The organism is Profundibacter amoris (assembly GCF_003544895.1).
Classification (GTDB): Bacteria; Pseudomonadota; Alphaproteobacteria; order Rhodobacterales; family Rhodobacteraceae; genus Profundibacter; species Profundibacter amoris.
Map to the genome: position 1 here is coordinate 2235408 of NZ_CP032125.1, position 18469 is coordinate 2253876.

An 18469-nucleotide genomic window follows, 5' to 3' on the forward strand; every position below is an offset into this window, starting at 1 on the left:
TCATCCTCACTCGCAGGTTTCTTTGCCGCGTTTGCGGCAGTTGAACAGACGGATTACTTTGCGGGCCTCGCGATCGACTTTGCTGGCTTGCGCGCGCTGGCAATCCCAGAATGCAGTGACCGTGTGCTGGTAATCCTTCACGGCCTGACGGCAGGTTTGTTCCGCGGCCTTGTCGGCAAATGCACCATCCTGCTGCACACATTCAGGCACCGGATCAACAACGCATTCCTTGGCGGTCTCTGGCCGGGCTGCACCGGCAATGCAAAGTGCGGCAATAGTCCAAACAACTGTTTTCATGTCTTTTTCCCTTCTGAAAGCATGGTCTCCAGATAATCCAATACCCGTTCAGAGGCCGCCTTGCCATCCGGCTCGGCTCCGCGCAGGGCGTGACGGATATACAGCCCGTCGATCAGCGCGGCGATGTTGTCGGCCAGCATCGGCGCGCTCGCCCCGACCAGCGGGCGCAAGTCGTGCATCAGGTTTGAACGCAACCGTGCCTGATAGACATGCAACAGCCGTTTCGCCCCGTCCGAAGTTTGCGCCTGCACATAGAAATTCATCCACGCGCTGATCACTTCGCTGCGGAAATTTCCAGCCTCGAAACTGGCGCGGATGATGGCCTCGAGCCGTGCGCGTGGCCCCTTTGCAACCGCCAGCGCGCCCCGCACCTGTGCGCCATAGATGCCCAGAATATGGCGCATGGCGGCGATGAATATCTGGTCCTTGCCACCGAAATAATGATGCGCCAGCCCGCTGGACATTCCGGCCCGTCTGGCGATCTGCGCCACGGTCACATCCAGCGATCCGGCGCGGCCGATTTCGCTGATTGTTGCCTTGACCAAAGCGTCGCGGCGGATCGGTTCCATTCCAAGTTTGGGCACAGCAGGGACTTTCGGTTATTGGTGCGCAGCCAGATTTGCAGGTTTTTTATTGACTCGTCAATCAATATAAATAGCGGGTGAATCTTCAACCTGTGCGCCAAAGAGATTCAATGCCTCCGGCCGGGATATTAACCGGAACAAAGATAGGGGAATTCAGACTTTGGTCGCCCCGTCCACAGGCGTAATGGCGCGGCGTTTCAGCATGGCTTCGCGCCATGTGATAAAGCTGACCGAGGCAAGGATTATCAGGCCGCCCAGCACCACCCAGCCGTCCACCGGTTCGCCAAACACCACCGCGCCCAATGTGGTGGCCCAGACCAGTTGCAGGAAGGTAACCGGCTGCGTCACCGTCATTGGCGCTGCGCGAAAGGCCAGCGTCATGGTGAAATGGCCGATGGTGGCAAACACCGCGACCAAAAACAGCCAGAGCAATTGTTCCAGCGTCGGCGTTACCCAGACGGCAAAGGCAAACGGAGCCAGCACAATCGGCACCGTGATCGACAACATCGCCACCACCACGGTTGGTGACACGCGGTCCGCCATGCGCTTGGCCAGCAGGTAGGATGTGGCAAACAGGATCGCCGTGCCCAGCATGGTATAGTGGCCAAGGTTCAACTCGCGAAATCCGGGGCGCAGGATGATCATCGCCCCCAGCAGCGCCGCGCCAATCGCCATGATCCGGCGCAGGGCCAGCCTTTCGCCCAAAAACAGCGCAGCCCCGATGGTGACATAGACCGGCGAGAGGTAATTCATCGCCGTGACCTCGGCGATGGTGATTTTTGTCATGGCAAAGAACCACAGGATCACCCCCAACCCGTGCGCCAGCCCGCGCGCGCCGAAAAACAGCAGATCGCTTTTGTCCAGATGCGCGTTCAGCAGCGGGCGGATCATCGGCAGCAGGAAAACCAGCCCCAGAAGATAGCGCAAAAACGCCGCTTCGGCCGCCGGCACGCCGCCGCCGATATGTTTCACAATCGCCGTCACCGCCACAAAGGTCAGCCCTGTGGCCAGCATCCAGATCACACCCCATACGGGGCGGGCTTCGGTCATGTCGGGTTGCGCGCTCATGTCCGGCACAGGACATCAAAGCCGTGGTTTTGGCAATAGGTTATTCCAGCAGAAGCGAGGCTGCGATAATCCACATAGTCAGCGCCACAACCCCGTCCAGAACACGCCACGCCACCGGTCTGGCAAACAGTGGTGCCAGCAGCCGCGCGCCATATCCCAGCGTAAAGAAAAAGCTGAAAGACGCCAGCGTCGCCCCTGTCGCGAACATCACCCCGTCATCGTATTTGGTGGACACCGAGCCGATCAGCACCACGGTATCCAGCCATGCGTGCGGGTTCAGCCATGTCATCGCCAAACAGGTCAGCAGGGTTTTCTTCAGGCTGCTGGCCTGAATTTCGAACGCTGCCAGCGCCTGCCCGCCCTTTATCGCCGCGCGAAAATTTTGCCAGCCGTACCAGATCAGGAACGCCGCCCCCGCATAGAGGAATGCAGGCGCCAGCCACGGGACCAGACGCGAGACCACCTCGAAACTGCTGACACCTATGGCAATCAGAATGGCATCCGACAGCCCGCTGACAAAGCAGACCACGAACACATGTTCACGCCGCAGCCCCTGGCGCAGCACAAAGGCATTCTGCGCCCCGATCGCAAGGATCAGGCTGAAGCTGAGGATGAAACCGGCGGTGAGGCTTTGCATGAAATCTCCTGTTGTTGACAGGGGATAGCGCGGGGCGCATCATTAGGCCAGTTAACTATTCTATTTGTGGATTGGTAATTCTAATGATGGACTATACCCAGCTGGCCGCCCTGCGTGCCATCCTGCAAACCGGCAGCTTCGATGCTGCTGCCGCCGCGCTGAACGTCACCCCTTCGGCCATTTCCCAGCGGATCAAATCGCTGGAGGACCAGTTGGGCACGGTGCTGATCATCCGCGGCACACCGGCCACAGCCACCGCCGCCGGCCAGCGCCTGTTTCGCCATGCCGAGGAAGTGGCGCTGCTGGAAAGCACCCTTGGCGATGATCTGGACGGACTGGCCCCCGGCCCAGCCGCCCCCGTGCGGGTGGTGGTGAATGCCGACAGTCTGGATACATGGTTCATCGAGGCGATGGCGCGTGTCGAGGGGGTGTTATTCGACATCAGCACCGACGATCAGGACTTCAGCGCCGACTGGTTGCGGCGGGGCGAGGTGATGGCGGCGGTAACAGCCCACGCCAAACCGGTGCAGGGCTGTGATAGTATTGCGCTTGGGGCCTTGCGCTATCTGGCCACCGCCAGCCCCGAATTTGCCGAACAGCATTTCGCGGACGGGTTTACCGCCGCCAGCGCCAGAACCGCACCGATGCTGATGTATAATCGCAAGGATCTGTCTCAGCATCACTGGCTAACCGCGCAGTTCGGAAAACGCATCACCCCGCCGCTGCACCTGCTGCCCAGCACGCGCGGCTTTGTCACCGCCGCGCTGGCCGGTATCGGCTGGGGGCTGAACCCCGAGCCGCTGGTGCGGAAGCATATAGACGCCGGACGGCTGGTCACTCTGGGCAATGCCCCTACATATGACGTGCCGCTGTTCTGGCAGTTCAATCGTGTGACGCGACAGGCACTGGCGCCGCTGACCCGCGCGGTGCGGCAGGTGGCGCGGGAATGGCTGGTGCAGCTATAAAAACCGTTCGGTCAGCATCTGCAAACGCGCGCGAAACTGGGCCGGATCGGCGGTATGATACTTGATCCCCGTCGCCGCCAGCGCCAGAACCTGCCCATCTTCGGCCTCCGCATCCAGCCCCATCAAACCGTTCAGCCGCGTCATAAACCGCGCCTGCGCCGCTTGCGATTTTTCCGCCCCCAGCCGGTTGTTCACATCCAGCAATTCCTGCCCGTGCGGCCCTGCCACCAGCAAATTGTGGAAATAGCCCATATAGGCCAGCAGATAGGCCGAGACCTGCGCCTTGCGGTCGCTGATCCCGTCAATCGCCGCATCGGCGGCCGCGAATGCCTCGTCCACCAGCATATCCAGACAGGAAAAGAACACGTCATCCTTGTTACGGAAAATCTGGTAAATCGCGGGACGGGAAATGCCCGCCTCTTGCGCGATATCGGCCATCGAGACACGTTTGAACCCATAGGCGATCACCACCCGCATTGCCGCCTTCAGAATATGTTTCTTCTTGTCGTCCATAGGCCCGTTCTAGTGTTTGGCGCGGGGTTGCGCAATTGCTGTTGCCTGTGCCGGATTATACTTCTTGACACTTTATGTGTGTTTTGTCAGTTTGTCAAAAACCAAACCGAAAGGCCCTCCAATGTCTGATCAAACCATCCTTGTCACCGGCGCATCCGGCTTTCTGGCCAGCCACATCCTGCTGCAACTTCTGGAACAGGGCTATGCCGTGCGCGGTTCCGTGCGCAACGCGGCCAAGGGCGATCACATCCGCGAGGTGCTGCAAAGCCACGGGGCCGACACCAGCCGGCTGGGTTTTGTCGAACTTGACCTGACCTCTGATGCGGGCTGGGACGCGGCAATGGACGGGGTGGATTACCTGCTGCATACGGCCTCGCCTTTTGTCACCACATCCCCCAAGGACCCCGACGAAATCATCAAACCTGCGGTCGAGGGCACCCGCCGCGCCCTGAACGCCGCCTTGCGATCCAATGTCAACCGCATCGTGCTGACCTCGTCCATGGTGGCGGCCTGTCACGGGCACGAAAAAAACCGCACTACCCCTTATACCGAAGCCGACTGGACCAATCCGTCGGGCAAGGATGTAACACCTTACATCCTGTCCAAAACCCTTGCCGAACAGGAAGCCTGGAGCATCATGGAAGCCGCAAACCGCCGCGAGGACCTGACCGTGATCAACCCCAGCTTTATCCTTGGCCCGCTGCTGGAGCAGGACATCGGCACCTCGGGGGCGATCATCAAACGGCTGATGAAAGGCGAATTACCCGGCTGCCCGCGGATATATTTTTCCATCGCCGATGTGCGCGATGCGGCCGAATTGCACCTGTTGGCAATACATGATCCGGCCACATTCGGCCACCGCGTGTTTGCCGCCGGACCTTCGATTGAATTCGTCGAAGTGGCGAAAACACTGGCCGAAGCATTCCCCGCCTACGCCAAAAAAATCCCGACCCGCCGCCTGCCCGATTTCGTTGTCCGTCTGGTGGCGATGTTTGACGGCGATGTCAAAACCGCCGCCATGAACCTTGGCCGCCAGCATGAAATGGACAAATCACTGCTCGAACCCCTGCTGGGCCGCCCGCTGATCGACACAAGCGAAGCCATTCGCAGCATGGGGCAATCATTGATCGATCTGGGGCAGGTTTAGGGTCTCTGTCGAAAATCCATTTGGCAGCTATGGGCTAATCAACTATAGATTGGCAGTAATGCAGCTTTCCTGCACCCACGCATTGGCAACCATAGCAATCGAATTTATATGAAACATTTCTTGAAAATCACCGCCGCCGTTTTCCTTTCCATCAGCCCGCTTCAGGCCCAGACCGACACAGCGGCAAGCGGGGAAAATATCATTTCTCTGCCAAATAGCATTCTGCAACAAATCCGCCGGAACCCTGAACAATTTGTTCGCAACACGATCAATACGCTCTTCAGGGTCTCGACCAATGGCATAGTGACGAAGGAAACACTTGAAACCTATCATATGTCACAGATCGCGAGAAGCCGCAGCAGTTCGCTTCAGAACGCATTCATTTATGACCTAGATGGCAATATGCAGATCGATGCCGTTGAAATCACGTCATTAGGAGCGGTGTTGAGCACCCGTGACAATGCGAAACTCCAGACGCTTCTGGCCACAGCGGATACCAATCAGGATGGCACCCTTTCATTGGAAGAAATCCGCGCCAATGCAAGCAGGCAAGCGAACCAAACCCGTCTCGATGTGTTGATCGGTGCGCTGATGGCCTTTGACGTTAACCAGGATGGCCGCGTCACCCCGGGCGAAATCGGCTTGGCTATTGCCAATCTGGACAAACCAGGCACCACCCCCGCGCCGCAAAAGCCGAGCATGCATAATGATACAATCGAAAAGCCGTTGCCGGAGTCATCCCTATGTAAATACCCTGCCCCTACCTCCGGGGCTGAAATCGTTTTCATCAGCGGTTACGAGGGGGCTGCCGTTTCCACGGTAGCGGTTTCAGGTGTTGACCGCGAGACCTCGGTTGCGGTTTTGAACATCGAAAAAGGGGACACGCCGCTGTATATTGTCACCACGGCCTATGATTCAATCATCTGGAAAATCGAAGGCGACGTTGGACGTGTCGAGCAGATTGTAGCGGGCTATGGCCACTATGGAGCCGGCGTGACCGGACTGCCCAAAGAAAAGGTTCATTTCCTGCCAAATGCCGCCTGTATCTCGAAATATTTCACAAAACCCGATAGCGGCAAGGCCCTGATTGCAAAGGCAAACCTGTCACAACGACTGGGCAGGGACATTGATGTGCTTGTAACCAACTACGAGTTGACCACAGTCTCGGTTCCGTCCGGGGGGATAAGAAAAACCCGCAACCCGACCAACAGGGGAACCGTCATAATACATGACGGCAAACGTTATGTGATAACGACCGACGGGCCGAAACTGCTGGATGACCCCGCAAGTCAAGCCGGTGGAGCACTGGAAAAGAACCTGTTGCATTCGCTCTATCGCTTCTACCCTGCCGGCATCATGGAACTGGACGCAAAAGATGTGATTGCATCGTCCAAAGCGGAAAACTACGAGGTTCTCCCCCAGCAGGCCGGACTCCTGCAACTAGCCAGACAGGGCGCCCTGAAACCTACATCGGACGGCTATTTGATGGTCGTCAAACCGATAAAACGTTTCCCGCCGGGATTGAACGGTGCCCATAGTGTGAAATTCATCCTTGGGAAAGGCATCAAGATGCCGGCAGGCGATCCCGGCCATTCAGAAGTTATCCTTGAGGAAAACGGCAAATGTGTTGCGGGTTATAGCTGCCGGTAGAACACATGGCTGTGACCTACCCCCGCCCGGGGGCTAGAGCCAGACAGAGGCCCCGGGACAAGCCCGAAGCCCCCTGTCTTTGCTATTTCACCTCGTAATCCGATGAATCCGCCAGCACTGCACGGATCACCTGTTTCGGGGCGGCAACGTCAAACCCGCCGTCCTGATAGATTTTGTACAATTTGAAATCCGACACCCGCGTCAGCACGAACCACGCCAGTTTGGCAGCCTCTGGTGATTCCGGATCAATGCCCAATTCTTCGGCCACCATACGGATCCATTTATGGGCCGATTTTCCCGCAACATAATGCGAGAACGACCAGTCCCCGTCAGAATAGGTGGACAGGAACCATTCAACCCGCCGCTGGTCCGGATTTATCTCGGGGGCGTCGGTTCCGGCATAGGCTGCGGCCTCTTTCAACGCGGGGTTCAATCCCTGCCCTTTGCCATCCGCATCCGTGATATCGACATCCCATTGCGGATCAAAATGCGCGCTGGCGGCCCCGAACAGCAATTTATCCGGCGCGCCACGTTTCAGCAGTTCGGAATAAACCACCGCACCGTGTTCGCCCATCCAGCCCCATTTGGCAATGCCGTCCTTGCCACCCCAGGACGCGGGGAACCATTCAGGCTTGGCCACTTTGCCGGAGGTTTCATCCCAGTTGTACCAAACCTTGCTCCAGTCATGCAGCGCCAGATCGGCGATGATCAGGTCGCGGTCTGTGGTCTGGATGCCGTGAACCTGCTCGAACGTATTGGCCCAGCCCATCGCGATCTCGATCACCTCGACCAGATGCACGGCCAGCCCGCCGGGGTAATGGTGATGCCCCGGCCCACCTGTCGCAGGGGCAGTGCGCAAGGCATCCGGTGCGGCCGTGGCGTTGAATACGGTCGAGGTGGGATTGTCATACATATCCAGCACAAAATCCCGCAATTCGGGGTCTTCGATTGAATTCATATAGCCGATCAGCCGGTGATAGGCGGCCGAGGTCCAGGCGCCGGATTTGGCCATATCGGTTGGGCTCATCGCCAGTATCTGGTCGATCCTTGTTTGTGGAATATCCTGCGCAATAGCAGGGGTGGAAAGGCTGCCAATCATCAAGGCAGATACAGTAAGGGCTTGTTTTAACATTGCATTCTCCTGAAATGGACGACGGTTCGACCCGCCAAATTCAAGGCCAATGCACAAGGAAAGCTGCGTTAAAACGCCGGACCTTAGCACAAAGGCCGCTTTATCCTTCCCATAGGAAGCATAGCAAATTTATGTCGTTCAGGTAATGGTTATGCAAAACAAAGGCGGCCGCATTGCTGCAACCGCCTGTGAATTCACATAGATGAAAAGGCCAAATACCCGCTTAAAGCTGCTCCAACACCTCGTCGCTGGCCTCGAAATTGGTTGTCACCCGCTGTACGTCGTCGTCGTCTTCCAGCGCATCTATCAGCTTCATCAGCTTTTGCATACCTTCCAGATCCAGTTCGGTGGTGATGTTCGGACGCCAAACCAGTTTGACGGTTTCCGCCTCGCCCAGCTTGTCCTCAAGCTCGCCAGCGACCGATGCCAGATCGGTGTCGGCGGTTACGATCACATACCCCTCGTCGGTATCCTCGACATCCTCGGCACCGGCTTCCAGCGCGGCTTCGAATACGGTGTCCAGATCGCCGGCAGATAACGAATACAATATCTCGCCTTTACGATCGAACATGAAACCAACCGATCCGGTTTCACCCAGGTTGCCACCGGTTTTAGTAAACAGCGAGCGCACAGAACTGGCGGTGCGGTTCTTGTTGTCTGTCATCGCCTCGACAATCACGGCCACGCCACCGGGGCCATAGCCTTCGTAACGGATTTCATCGTAATTATCGCCCTCGCCCGCCGCCGACTTTTTGATCGCTCGTTCGATCACGTCCTTGGGCACGGAATTCGACTTGGCCTCTTTCACCGCCATACGCAGGCGCGGGTTTTTATCGGGGTCCGGATCGCCCATTTTGGCCGCCACGGTGATTTCCTTGGACAGTTTCGAGAACAGTTTCGAGCGCAATTTGTCCTGACGCCCCTTGCGGTGCTGGATATTTGCCCATTTTGAGTGGCCTGCCATGGTGATCTCCTGTGGAATATCTAGGTTTCAGGCCTCTATAAAACACTGGGCGCGGTGGCACAACATTGCAATGCTTCTACCGCTCCACAGGTTCAAGCGCCGCATCAAAGGCATAAGGCAAGGTTTCGATATCCCCGCGTGAAAGCAAGGTAACACCGCCAATGTCGCCGTAATAATATTGAACGATCTGGCGCAGCCCGTCATTGCCTTCTGCTTTCAATATCTCCTGGTGCAGCATCAACAGGTGACGCCCGTCGCCATCGCGGGCAAAAAGCGCAAGATTTTCGTCGTCCAGACCCGACATTTCATCGCCACGGATCAGCAGCATATTGCCCTTGATTATCAAGGTTTCGGGCAAATCATCCACTGCATAATCCACCCGCGACATGCTGGTCAGCCGCTGCACCGGCACCACGCCTGTAACCCGCACTGGCGGGCTTGAAAACAGCGCCGGATCATATTCAATCCGGTTGACAGTAAATTCATAGGCTTCATCATCGGTCGCGGCGACCGGATCACCGTTTACATCCAGAAATGTCAGGGTCAGCAAAGGCATATCCAGATCATCAAAGCGGTCAAACCCGTCAATAAATATGTCACTTTGGACATCGGGGTAGTTAAAGGAAAGGCTGTTGGCATAACCGGAATGTTCTATCGAAATACCCGTTACAATTTCCTTGGCCGTCAGATCAATCGGCAAATCCCGCACAACTGACTCAATTCCATGGTTAAAGACGGGGCCGGAAACCGCAATCACATCCGGGGTTTCTGCATAACGAAACCCTTCCAGCGCCAGCACAGGCAGGATGATTTCCCGCGATATGTGTTCACCACCAGCAGGAGCAAGGAGGCTCACCCGAATTCGGTCTGGCGTACCGCGAAAATCGACTTCCCCATAGATTTCCTTTGCTTCCTCCAGCCCGCCGATCTTGCTGATTTTCTCGAACAATACATCGGGGTCTGCCTCAATCAACTTGCCCTTGATCGCAGCTTCCAAAGCCACATCCAGCGCCTTGGTCAGTTTGCTGAAATCTTCCGGATCCCCCCATCCACTGCCGCGATCATCCAGAAACCGTCCGGTTTCATCCTGCGCCTCGATATAGATCGATCCGGTTTCGATTTTTGGCATCGCTCCGTCAATTCGTGCGATTTCGACAGCCACCTGATGCCCGTCCATTTTTACCAACTTAACGGAATAATCCCCAATCTCGCGTGTCTTGCCGCTTTCGTTTGCCCCGAATTCGACCTGTAAAACCGCCCCCGGCAATTCCGTTGTGAATGTGCCGCTAACATAGGTTGGCAGGGCTTGGCCCTCGGGAACCGCGCCGCTTGGATCATAGACCATCTCGATCAGGGAACTTGCCCTGACCGCCTGAATTTCAGGGCGCTCGGGGAAATATTCCTTGTTGACCCTAACAACCTGACCATCGGCAAGCTGCACCTCGTTCAGGTCCATTTCATAGGGCAACGGGTAGGAAAACGCCTCTTGCAGCTTCAATGAATTCGAGAACGTCTCGATGACCAAAGCCCCCAGAAAAACCTTGGCCATTTCTGCCGGATTGGCATAATCCTCAAGACGTGCCAACGCAGACGTTGTGTATCGGGTCGTCTTCGACGGGACTGCGGCCTCGATCCGGGAAACTTCCATAAATTCCAGAAACCGCGCCATCCGGCTAAAATTTTCGCGGGTCCCGCTATCCTTGATCAATTCGATTTTCGCCACTCGGTCGGCCCATTCCTGATGCACGCGGGAAATGGCATCGGCGGTTTCTTCCTTGCAGGCAGTTAACAAGAAAAGTGTAGCGGAGATTAAGGAAAACAAAAAACGATATGACATTGGCAAGACCTTGAAATAATATAACATACTTGGAGAACCGTGTAAGAATACCGACTGCTTACAACAACATGGGCGCAATTAAAAGCAGCCTTCCCTTGCCCCATGGAATCCACAGCATAAACCCGCCCGACATTGCAATTAAGCTCCCAATCGGGTTCAAAGGATAAAACCCAAAAGGAGCCGCCCTGTGACCAGTGACCAGATTATTCTTTTTTCCCTGTTCGGCGCTGTTTTCGGTCTGCTGCTCTGGGGCAAATTCCGTTATGACCTTGTGGCCTTTACCGCCCTGCTGGTCGGCGTGGTGCTGGGCGTGATCCCCACCAAAAACGCCTTTGACGGGTTCGGCCATCCGGCCACTCTGGTGGTGGCGCTGGTGCTGGTGGTTTCCGCCGGTCTGGTGCGCTCGGGGGCGGTGTTCCTGATCACCCGCACGCTGGTTGATTCCAGCCGCAAACTGGGCGCGCATATCGCCCTTATGGGGGCCATCGGCGGGGTGCTGTCGGCCTTTATGAACAATGTTGCGGCGCTGGCCCTGCTGATGCCCGTCGATATCCAGACCGCCCGCAAGGCCGGTCGCAAACCCGGCCTGTCGCTGATGCCGCTGTCCTTCGCCACCATCCTTGGCGGCATGGTCACCCTGATCGGAACGCCCCCCAACATTATCATCGCCACCATCCGCGAGGACAGTCTGGGCGAGCCGTTCAATATGTTCGATTTTGCCCCTGTCGGCGGGGTAACCGCCATCGCGGGCCTGTTGTTCGTCGCCTTTATCGGCTGGCGACTGATCCCGCAGGGTGATGACTCGACCGAAGCCGGTGACCCGATGGCCGATATGGCCCAGTATATCGCCGAGCTGACCGTGCCCGAAGACTCAAAACACATCGGCAAACGCCTGCGCGACCTGACCGAAGTGGCGGACAAAAACGATGTTGCCATCCTTGGACTGGTGCGGGACGGCAAGCGGCGCTACGGCACGGCCCAGAATGTGAAGCTACAGGCAGGGGATGCGCTGGTGCTTGAGGCCAGCCCCGATGCGCTGGACGAATTTCGCGCCGCCCTGTCGCTGGATTTTGCCGACAGCAAACGGCAGGAAGCGCTGAAAGCCGATGGCGACGGTTTGCAGATCGTCGAAGTGGTGGTGCCCGAAGACAGCCGCATCAATGGCAAGACCGCGCAAACCATCGGCCTTGGCTGGCGGCAACGCACGGTCTTGATGGGGATTTCCCGCAGCGGCAAACGGATCACCAAACAGGTGCGCAAAACCGTGGTGCGGGCGGGGGATATCCTGTTGCTGCTGGTGCCACAAGACAAGGCAGCGGATGTTACCGAATGGCTGGGCTGCCTGCCGCTTGCCGATCGCGGGCTGGCCGTGACGGACGAAAAAAAGGTCTGGCTGGCCATCGGCATGTTCGCCGCCGCCGTAGCCGCCGCCAGTCTGGGACTGATCTATTTGCCGATTGCGCTGGGGTTGGTTGTGGTTGGTTTTGTGCTGACCAAAATCCTGCCGCTGGCCGATATTTACGACCATATCAGCTGGCCGGTGGTGGTGCTGCTGGGGTCGATGATCCCGCTTGGCTCGGCCCTGGAAACCTCGGGCGGGACCGAACTGATTGCCGGCTGGCTGATCGACCTGACCGGAGGGATGCCGCCCTGGGCAATCCTGACCGTGTTGATGATCGTCACCATGAGCCTGTCGGATGTGCTGAACAACACGGCCACCACCATCGTCGCCGCCCCCATCGGCATCCAGATGGCGCAAACGCTAAACGTCAATCCCGATCCGTTCCTGATGGCGGTTGCGGTGGCGGCCTCCTGTGCCTTCCTGACGCCGATCGGGCACAAGAACAACACGCTGATCCTTGGGCCGGGCGGCTACAGCTTTGGTGATTACTGGCGTATGGGCCTGCCGCTGGAAATACTGGTGGTTGCAGTCAGCATTCCGGCGATACTGCTGTTCTGGCCTCTATAACAGCTTCAGGCCGGATAACCGTATTCGCGCACCAGCGCCCAGAAATCGTGGTTCAGGGCCTGCAAACGCCCGATGGCCTTTTCGATGTTCCGGCTTTCCGCATCATCGACCGGCTGCATTTTTCCCACCTGAATATCGTGCTTGCGGTCCTGAATGCGCATCATGATGGTCTGGATCTGGCCATCCTCGGGGTCAAAGGAATAGATGCAGTGGTTATAACGGTTACGCAACGCCGCCTCGCGCATCAGGGCTGTTGTCAGTTTCAACACCGCCTGCCGCTGATCATCAGGGCAGCGTTCCATCTTGGCCAGACGGTTCACCATATCCACACGCGCGCGGGTGGTGTTCAGGGTCAGGAAAATCACCACGGCGACGTCCTTGTCCACCCCCGCCAGACCGGCGATGACATGGATCAACAGGCTTTCGGTGTTGGTCCATGTGTAATTCAGCCGCCCGACCAGCAACAACACCTGCTGCAAGGCCGCTTCGCCCGCATCTTCCGGCATTATTGATGCATCGGGCGGCACTGATATCATCTGGCAGCACCCTTCAGGTTCATATAACGCATCGCTGCTTCAGTCCGATTCTTGGCGCTCATCTTGGAGATAATGTGATGAATGTGCAGTTTGACCGTATGTTCGGACAGCTTCAGTTTTCGGGCGATTTCCTTGTTTTGCATCCCCCCCACCACATGTTCGATCACTTGTGTTTCCCGTTTGGTCAGCGGGTTATTACGCGCCCCGTTCACGGCAGGACCCGTTGGATTATCGACACGTTCCGGATCAGCATTTTCCGTCTTGGCCTCGTCCCATTTCCGGTAAAGCGCCTCGCGACGGACCACCACTTCGGGCGGAAAGTAATCCCCGCCGCAGATCAGCAACCGGATGACGGACAGCCAGATATCAATGCCGACATTCATCGGAACATATCCCTGAACAATCTGCCGTGCACTATCAAGCATCCGGGCTGAAAACTTCGGCGACAACAGCCGGTCCAGGTCCGCCTCCCAATAGGCAATCGCCAAACGTATGGATGGATGTTTACTGGCCATCGTATCCATGATGCTTTTGCATATCTTCTGATCGTGATGGCATTGCTGCGCTTCGACAACGACCAACCCGATAGGAGACTGGTTCCAGTCGATATAGTTTTGAAACTCGGACAGTTCATCAAACCGTATTGCTTGTGAATTCTCCAATTCACCGGCAATCGTTCTTAACAGAACATCCGAAAAACATTGCCTTGACCCGATAAACACCAGAACACCGCTCTGCGCACCAGCCCCGACCGGAGCCCCCCCCGGGTCGTTCTTCATGATAATATTTCCCATTTCCCACCTTTTTAAATTTACAATTCCAAGCCGGGAATAGCGTGTTCAAGTTGTTGAATACCCTGATCTGGCAGAATAACCAGATATTGACGGCTTGGGGCCTAATAAAAAAACAGGCCAAATTATAAAAACAGTACAATTTAATAACAGCAACTACTCGCATTAACAGCATGATAGCATAATAATTGCAGGTGGCGGTATTAACCATTTGATTAATGGTTTTAGCACCAGCACCAGATCATTCCAGCAATGGTTTCAAACCTGCCTACATCCAATGGGCCAATCCGCAATCCGAGATCTGATTCTACCTAATCCAATGGATAGCCGAGGCGTAAAACATCAATCCTTTTGGGTGGGCAGGCGTCGGAAAAATTCAAATATCTTAACCAAAAATGTTCAATACCATGTTGTTTTTGTGTCATTTTTTAGACACCCGCTTTTCGCATCGATCTGAATAGACCCTTTTACCAGCTATTTCTTTCACCTAGTAAACGGCAATATGATTCCAGACGCCACAATTTTCGCGGCGCCACATTTATTTATGAATTTTGATTTATCGATTGCTGTTTTTATTTGGTGCGTTCTTCCAACAACAAAACAGTTTGTTGCCAAAAACAGCTCAATGAAAGGGGGTGCTTAACCAAAACATGATTCGTTTCGGCTGCCGATAATTTGTGCGCCGGAATTCTTAAACCCAATAATTTTCATCATACCCGCAATGGTCGTTTTGGATAGACTGACGATCGACGGGTCCAAATTTAAAGGAGTTTCGCTATGAGCGGAAGTCGTCACGGAAATCTCTTCGCACTTCAAGGTCAACTGCAAGGTCAACTGCAAGGTCAGGGCCAAGGACAAGGTCAGGGCCAAGGACAAGGCCAGCACCAAGGTCAAGGACAAGGTCAGGGCCAAGGTCAAGGTCAGAGCCAAAGCAGTGAAAACTTGAATCTGAATGGCAATGCCAATGGCAACCTGAACGGAAACCTGAACTACAATGAAAACTACTCGGGTTCCCAAAGTGGTTCAGACGCCGGTTCATGGGCTGATTCAGGGTCATCTTCAGACTCGAATTCCGCCGCCGCTGCCAGATCTGCATCCGCTTCGGATTCAGATTCGAGCAGCTCTGCAAATGCGGATGTCTCGAATGTTTCGTCAACTGATGTCAACAACACATCCGACACAACAGTGACTGTGGATGTCAGCATGAATCTGGACGGCTACGAGCCAACAGACAATGACTTTGCCGATCTGGACCTCAACATGACCAACAGCAGCATTGGCAATATCGTCATGTCAGACGGGCCAATGGCATTTGATCCGGGCAATGATATTGATCTGGACACAGTGCTGAATGATGCATTGACCGGTGCAGGCAACGATGTTGGCACTGTCAATTCGCAAAACAACACGCTGTATGACAATGACGAACTGAACAATGCATCGGTCAGCAACGACGGTTCCTTCAACCAGAATGGTGACGCCAATGGCGGTACTGCAACGGCCAGCGAAGGCATCGGCAACTCCGGTTACGGCGGTGAAGGCGGCGGCAATGCTGACGCCAATGGCGCCGATGGCTACGCTGATGCATACGGTGGTGAATCCGATGCAACCGGTGGGTCCTTTGAAGACGTTGACGGCGGCTCGAATGATGCCGGACACGGTGGCGATGGCGCAGGCGCCGGAGCAATGTCGGCAGGTCTTGGCGGACTTGGTGGCGGATCCGGTTCAGGCGGTGACGGCGGTTCGTCCGATGCAGGCGACGGTGGTGCAGCCACTGGCGTAGGTGTTGGTGTCGGGCTTGGCCTGATCGCAGCCGGGCTGGGCCTGGGTGCCGGTGAAGGTGGCGCAGGCGGCGACAGCGGCGACGCTGACGGCGGCAACGGACCTGGTGTCGGTGTCGGCATCGGTGTCGGTGTTGGCGTAGCAGATGCCATGGGTGGCATGGGCGGAATGGGCGGAGGCGCTATTGGCGCCGGTGCCAGCGCTGGTGACGCAACTGGTGGATATGCCGGAGGCAACGATGCGGCCGTTCACGGTGGCAACGGTGGTGACGGTGGCATGGCCTGGACGGGTGCTGGCGGCAACGGGACCGCTGCCGGTAGCTGGGGTTCGGGCAATGGCGATGACGGTTATGTAACCGGCACATCGGCAGCCGATGCCTCGTCTGTTGTCAACACCACAGCCTTTAACCAGAACATCGTAATGGGTGCCAATGTGCTTGGCAACTCGGTCGATATGACGGTTGTTGGCGGGTCGCTTGACTCGACCCTGATCGGCGACGACGCAACCGGATAACCGGTTCGGACGATAACAACGGCCTGCGCGGCAAACCTCTTTCGCGCAGGCTATAAATTAGGAACAAGATACCGGATTTTCATCGTGACCATGGGCAAGTCGCTGATTTACCTCATATTTGTAGGACACGGAAATGGCCTTTGACGACAAATCAGAAATCATTGCGCATTTTATCGGTATATTTAACACCAATACCGAAGCCGCCCGTTTACGTTCGGATTATGACAAATTCCGCGCCGAGGTTAAGAAAACCGATGGGCCAAATGACTTGATGAATGTCAACGTCAAGGTGACCAGCCCTTATGCGGAAACCGGATTTCAACCGGGTTTGAACATAAACAATTATTCCTATTCCGCACAATTCAACGTCGCTGCCCCCGCCCATTCACTGCAAGACGCCGGGGTGAAGGCGCTGAACATCCAGAAAATTGCTCTGGGCACCCTGCCCGATCTGCCACTGGATTCACAGATCGGCGGCTTTGGTGTCTATAGTTTCACATATTTCCTCCATCCTCCTTCTTCCGTTGCCACGATAAATATCCAGCAAAACCTGCTGGTTGACGATGATGTCTTTGCCAACGTCGATCTGGGGGTCGAATTTGTTAACCCGGCTGCCTTTCACGCCGCAGTGAACGCACTGGCGACCACGGCCGAAACCTTGCAGATCGTGCAAATTCCGGACCTGCCGGAAAACGGGGACGCCATCGCGCAAAATGCGCTTGCCACAGTTGAAGTCCTTGCCAACGCGACCGCCCCCGAAATGGAGGGTGCCACGATTGATCTGGTGCATGGGCAGGACGCGGTCGGAATTGTCGAAAACGGAAACTCAACAGACGAAGTCAGCAACCTGAGAGACGCCATGCCCGAGGTGAAGCAAACACCGGAAAGCGTGGAAACCCAGGACGATGCCCCCGGTCACGTTGTCAATACCGGTGGTTCGACGATGGTTAACCAGGCGGTTGTAACAACCAACTGGCTGGACGCCCCCGTCATTGCGGTGATGGGCGATTATATTTCGGTCAGCGCCGTTGGTCAGGTCAACGTCTGGAATGATACCGATACGACAAACATTGCAGCGGGCGCCGTGATCTCGTCTACAACTCACGGGATGAACACTTCGACGATCACCACCGTTGCAAATGCCGTCGCTGAAAGCGGATATACAGGAGGGCCTGAAACCGTCGTCGTCACGCGAATTGAAGGGAATGTGGTTAATGTAAACTACATCCAGCAATACAATTTTGCCTATGACAATGATGTTGTCAGCGTCACCTTTTCAGCGACGGAAACCTATCTTGAACTGTCGGACAACACGCTGATCAATATGGCCGACCTGGTCGAGCTGGGCTTTCAGTATGATCTGATCGTGATTGGCGGTAATATGATCGATTTGTGGGTGATCTCGCAAACCAATGTTATGCTGGATACCGACAGCATCCACGTCGAAGGCAGCTTCTCGGGCAATATTGACGGGTCCGACAACCTGCTTTGGAACGAGGCGCTGATTTATCAAAGCGGTGTAAATACCATCGAGGATATGACGGATTCCTATGCCAACACGGCTATGACGCTTGAAAGCGGGTCGGACAGTGTGGACGACGGTGTTCTGAACGACGAGGCAATGGATGGAACACAGGTCCTGCGGGTTCTGTATATCGAAGGTGATCTGCTGGATGTGCAAGCAATCGAACAGGTCAACGTCCTTGGCGACGCCGATCAGGTCGCCCTGGCCAGCGAAACCATTCAAAGCGAGGATGGTGCGAATATCGAGGTCATTACCGGTGCGAATACACTGATCAACGTTGCCTCCATCATAGATTTAGGAATTGATTCAACCATTTACGTCGGCGGTGACCAATATTCGGACGCGATGCTGTATCAGGCTGGATTTGTTTCAACCGAGGATCCTCTGGTTGTCAGCGATACATCCGGACTGGCCAGCGAAGCGGTGCTGTTTCTGGCCGATGACATGATCGAAAGCCCGCAAACCGGCAGCGACGCAGATTTTGCGCCGGTCATCTCCAACGAGCCACCTGCCGATGTGATGCAGTCGGTCTTGGCCTAGAAAAACAGACGGGCAGGAA

General features: G+C 55.9%; 18 protein-coding genes. 6 read left to right on the forward strand and 12 right to left on the reverse strand.

Translation table 11 applies throughout. The features are described 5' to 3' along the window. Positions 1 to 6: 6 nt before the first annotated feature. The 4 genes from BAR1_RS11170 to BAR1_RS11185 all read right to left on the reverse strand — a co-directional run bounded on the left by BAR1_RS11170 (position 7) and on the right by BAR1_RS11185 (position 2586). Positions 7 to 297, reverse strand: coding sequence for a hypothetical protein (locus tag BAR1_RS11170; protein ID WP_118943094.1), 291 nt, complete (start codon positions 295 to 297; stop codon positions 7 to 9). Next, on the reverse strand, positions 294 to 881 hold the full coding sequence (gene betI, locus BAR1_RS11175) for a choline-binding transcriptional repressor BetI (RefSeq protein ID WP_118943095.1): 588 nt from the start codon (positions 879 to 881) through the stop codon (positions 294 to 296). The genes BAR1_RS11170 and betI overlap by 4 nt, the downstream gene beginning before the upstream one ends. Before the next feature lie 153 nt (positions 882 to 1034). Next, positions 1035 to 1949, reverse strand: coding sequence for a DMT family transporter (locus BAR1_RS11180; RefSeq protein WP_194295001.1), 915 nt, complete (start codon positions 1947 to 1949; stop codon positions 1035 to 1037). A gap of 40 nt (positions 1950 to 1989) precedes the next feature. Then, positions 1990 to 2586 carry a LysE/ArgO family amino acid transporter gene (locus BAR1_RS11185; protein WP_118943096.1) on the reverse strand — a complete coding sequence of 199 codons (597 nt, stop codon included), beginning with the start codon at positions 2584 to 2586 and terminating at the stop codon, positions 1990 to 1992. An 83-nt stretch (positions 2587 to 2669) separates the two neighbouring features. On the opposite strand from BAR1_RS11185, the gene BAR1_RS11190 reads away from it, so the two are divergent. Then, positions 2670 to 3551: a LysR family transcriptional regulator ArgP gene (locus BAR1_RS11190; protein WP_118943097.1), complete on the forward strand. Its 882-nt coding sequence runs from the start codon at positions 2670 to 2672 to the stop codon at positions 3549 to 3551. Here BAR1_RS11190 and BAR1_RS11195 read toward each other — a convergent pair. Further along, positions 3546 to 4064 carry a TetR/AcrR family transcriptional regulator gene (locus BAR1_RS11195; RefSeq protein ID WP_118943098.1) on the reverse strand — a complete coding sequence of 173 codons (519 nt, stop codon included), beginning with the start codon at positions 4062 to 4064 and terminating at the stop codon, positions 3546 to 3548. The genes BAR1_RS11190 and BAR1_RS11195 overlap by 6 nt on opposite strands. 121 nt (positions 4065 to 4185) lie before the next feature. On the opposite strand from BAR1_RS11195, the gene BAR1_RS11200 reads away from it, so the two are divergent. Then, entirely contained in the window at positions 4186 to 5211 is a 1026-nt protein-coding gene (locus BAR1_RS11200; RefSeq protein ID WP_118943099.1) for an SDR family oxidoreductase, read from the forward strand. Positions 5212 to 5331: 120 nt separating this feature from the next. Beyond that, positions 5332 to 6861, forward strand: a complete 1530-nt coding sequence (locus tag BAR1_RS11205; protein ID WP_162891764.1) for an EF-hand domain-containing protein — start codon at positions 5332 to 5334, stop codon at positions 6859 to 6861. 82 nt (positions 6862 to 6943) lie between these two features. Here BAR1_RS11205 and BAR1_RS11210 read toward each other — a convergent pair whose 3' ends face one another. The 3 genes from BAR1_RS11210 to BAR1_RS11220 form a co-directional block, all read right to left on the reverse strand. Continuing rightward, positions 6944 to 7993: a hypothetical protein gene (locus BAR1_RS11210; protein ID WP_118943101.1), complete on the reverse strand. Its 1050-nt coding sequence runs from the start codon at positions 7991 to 7993 to the stop codon at positions 6944 to 6946. A 223-nt stretch (positions 7994 to 8216) separates the two neighbouring features. Further along, the gene (locus tag BAR1_RS11215) at positions 8217 to 8957 is read right to left on the reverse strand and encodes a YebC/PmpR family DNA-binding transcriptional regulator (RefSeq protein WP_118943102.1); all 741 of its coding nucleotides are present in this window, start codon (positions 8955 to 8957) and stop codon (positions 8217 to 8219) included. 76 nt (positions 8958 to 9033) lie between these two features. Beyond that, a complete protein-coding gene (locus tag BAR1_RS11220; protein ID WP_118943103.1) occupies positions 9034 to 10794 on the reverse strand; it encodes a hypothetical protein in 1761 nt (586 codons plus the stop codon). A 187-nt stretch (positions 10795 to 10981) separates the two neighbouring features. On the opposite strand from BAR1_RS11220, the gene BAR1_RS11225 reads away from it, so the two are divergent. After that, complete coding sequence (locus BAR1_RS11225) at positions 10982 to 12763, forward strand: SLC13 family permease (protein ID WP_118943104.1); 1782 nt, start codon at positions 10982 to 10984, stop codon at positions 12761 to 12763. A 5-nt stretch (positions 12764 to 12768) separates the two neighbouring features. On the opposite strand, the gene BAR1_RS11230 is transcribed toward BAR1_RS11225, so the two are convergent. The 4 genes from BAR1_RS11230 to BAR1_RS18215 form a co-directional block, all read right to left on the reverse strand. Next, positions 12769 to 13299: a hypothetical protein gene (locus tag BAR1_RS11230; protein ID WP_228408538.1), complete on the reverse strand. Its 531-nt coding sequence runs from the start codon at positions 13297 to 13299 to the stop codon at positions 12769 to 12771. Further along, on the reverse strand, positions 13296 to 14078 hold the full coding sequence (locus BAR1_RS11235; RefSeq protein ID WP_162891765.1) for a helix-turn-helix transcriptional regulator: 783 nt from the start codon (positions 14076 to 14078) through the stop codon (positions 13296 to 13298). The genes BAR1_RS11230 and BAR1_RS11235 overlap by 4 nt, the downstream gene beginning before the upstream one ends. A gap of 651 nt (positions 14079 to 14729) precedes the next feature. Continuing rightward, positions 14730 to 15107 carry a hypothetical protein gene (locus tag BAR1_RS18210; RefSeq protein WP_228408539.1) on the reverse strand — a complete coding sequence of 126 codons (378 nt, stop codon included), beginning with the start codon at positions 15105 to 15107 and terminating at the stop codon, positions 14730 to 14732. After that, positions 15092 to 15295, reverse strand: coding sequence for a hypothetical protein (locus BAR1_RS18215; protein WP_228408540.1), 204 nt, complete (start codon positions 15293 to 15295; stop codon positions 15092 to 15094). The genes BAR1_RS18210 and BAR1_RS18215 overlap by 16 nt, the downstream gene beginning before the upstream one ends. Between BAR1_RS18215 and BAR1_RS18310 the strand changes: the two genes are divergently transcribed. Beyond that, the gene (locus BAR1_RS18310) at positions 15294 to 16385 is read left to right on the forward strand and encodes a hypothetical protein (protein WP_267128377.1); all 1092 of its coding nucleotides are present in this window, start codon (positions 15294 to 15296) and stop codon (positions 16383 to 16385) included. The genes BAR1_RS18215 and BAR1_RS18310 overlap by 2 nt on opposite strands. Positions 16386 to 16518: 133 nt before the next feature. Further along, the gene (locus BAR1_RS11245) at positions 16519 to 18450 is read left to right on the forward strand and encodes a hypothetical protein (protein ID WP_118943107.1); all 1932 of its coding nucleotides are present in this window, start codon (positions 16519 to 16521) and stop codon (positions 18448 to 18450) included. The last annotated feature ends 19 nt before the right edge of the window (positions 18451 to 18469 follow it).

Coding starts and splice junctions, on each gene's coding strand:
- BAR1_RS11235 (WP_162891765.1), bottom strand. CDS start 14,078: ATGAAGAACGACCCGGGGGGGGCTCCGGTCGGGGCTGGTGCGCAGAGC.
- BAR1_RS11210 (WP_118943101.1), bottom strand. CDS start 7,993: ATGTTAAAACAAGCCCTTACTGTATCTGCCTTGATGATTGGCAGCCTT.
- BAR1_RS11220 (WP_118943103.1), bottom strand. CDS start 10,794: ATGTCATATCGTTTTTTGTTTTCCTTAATCTCCGCTACACTTTTCTTG.
- BAR1_RS11190 (WP_118943097.1), top strand. CDS start 2,670: ATGATGGACTATACCCAGCTGGCCGCCCTGCGTGCCATCCTGCAAACC.
- BAR1_RS11230 (WP_228408538.1), bottom strand. CDS start 13,299: ATGATATCAGTGCCGCCCGATGCATCAATAATGCCGGAAGATGCGGGC.
- BAR1_RS11170 (WP_118943094.1), bottom strand. CDS start 297: ATGAAAACAGTTGTTTGGACTATTGCCGCACTTTGCATTGCCGGTGCA.
- BAR1_RS11195 (WP_118943098.1), bottom strand. CDS start 4,064: ATGGACGACAAGAAGAAACATATTCTGAAGGCGGCAATGCGGGTGGTG.
- BAR1_RS11200 (WP_118943099.1), top strand. CDS start 4,186: ATGTCTGATCAAACCATCCTTGTCACCGGCGCATCCGGCTTTCTGGCC.
- BAR1_RS11185 (WP_118943096.1), bottom strand. CDS start 2,586: ATGCAAAGCCTCACCGCCGGTTTCATCCTCAGCTTCAGCCTGATCCTT.
- BAR1_RS11180 (WP_194295001.1), bottom strand. CDS start 1,949: ATGAGCGCGCAACCCGACATGACCGAAGCCCGCCCCGTATGGGGTGTG.
- BAR1_RS18310 (WP_267128377.1), top strand. CDS start 15,294: ATGAATCTGGACGGCTACGAGCCAACAGACAATGACTTTGCCGATCTG.
- BAR1_RS11215 (WP_118943102.1), bottom strand. CDS start 8,957: ATGGCAGGCCACTCAAAATGGGCAAATATCCAGCACCGCAAGGGGCGT.
- BAR1_RS18215 (WP_228408540.1), bottom strand. CDS start 15,295: ATGCTGACATCCACAGTCACTGTTGTGTCGGATGTGTTGTTGACATCA.
- BAR1_RS11245 (WP_118943107.1), top strand. CDS start 16,519: ATGGCCTTTGACGACAAATCAGAAATCATTGCGCATTTTATCGGTATA.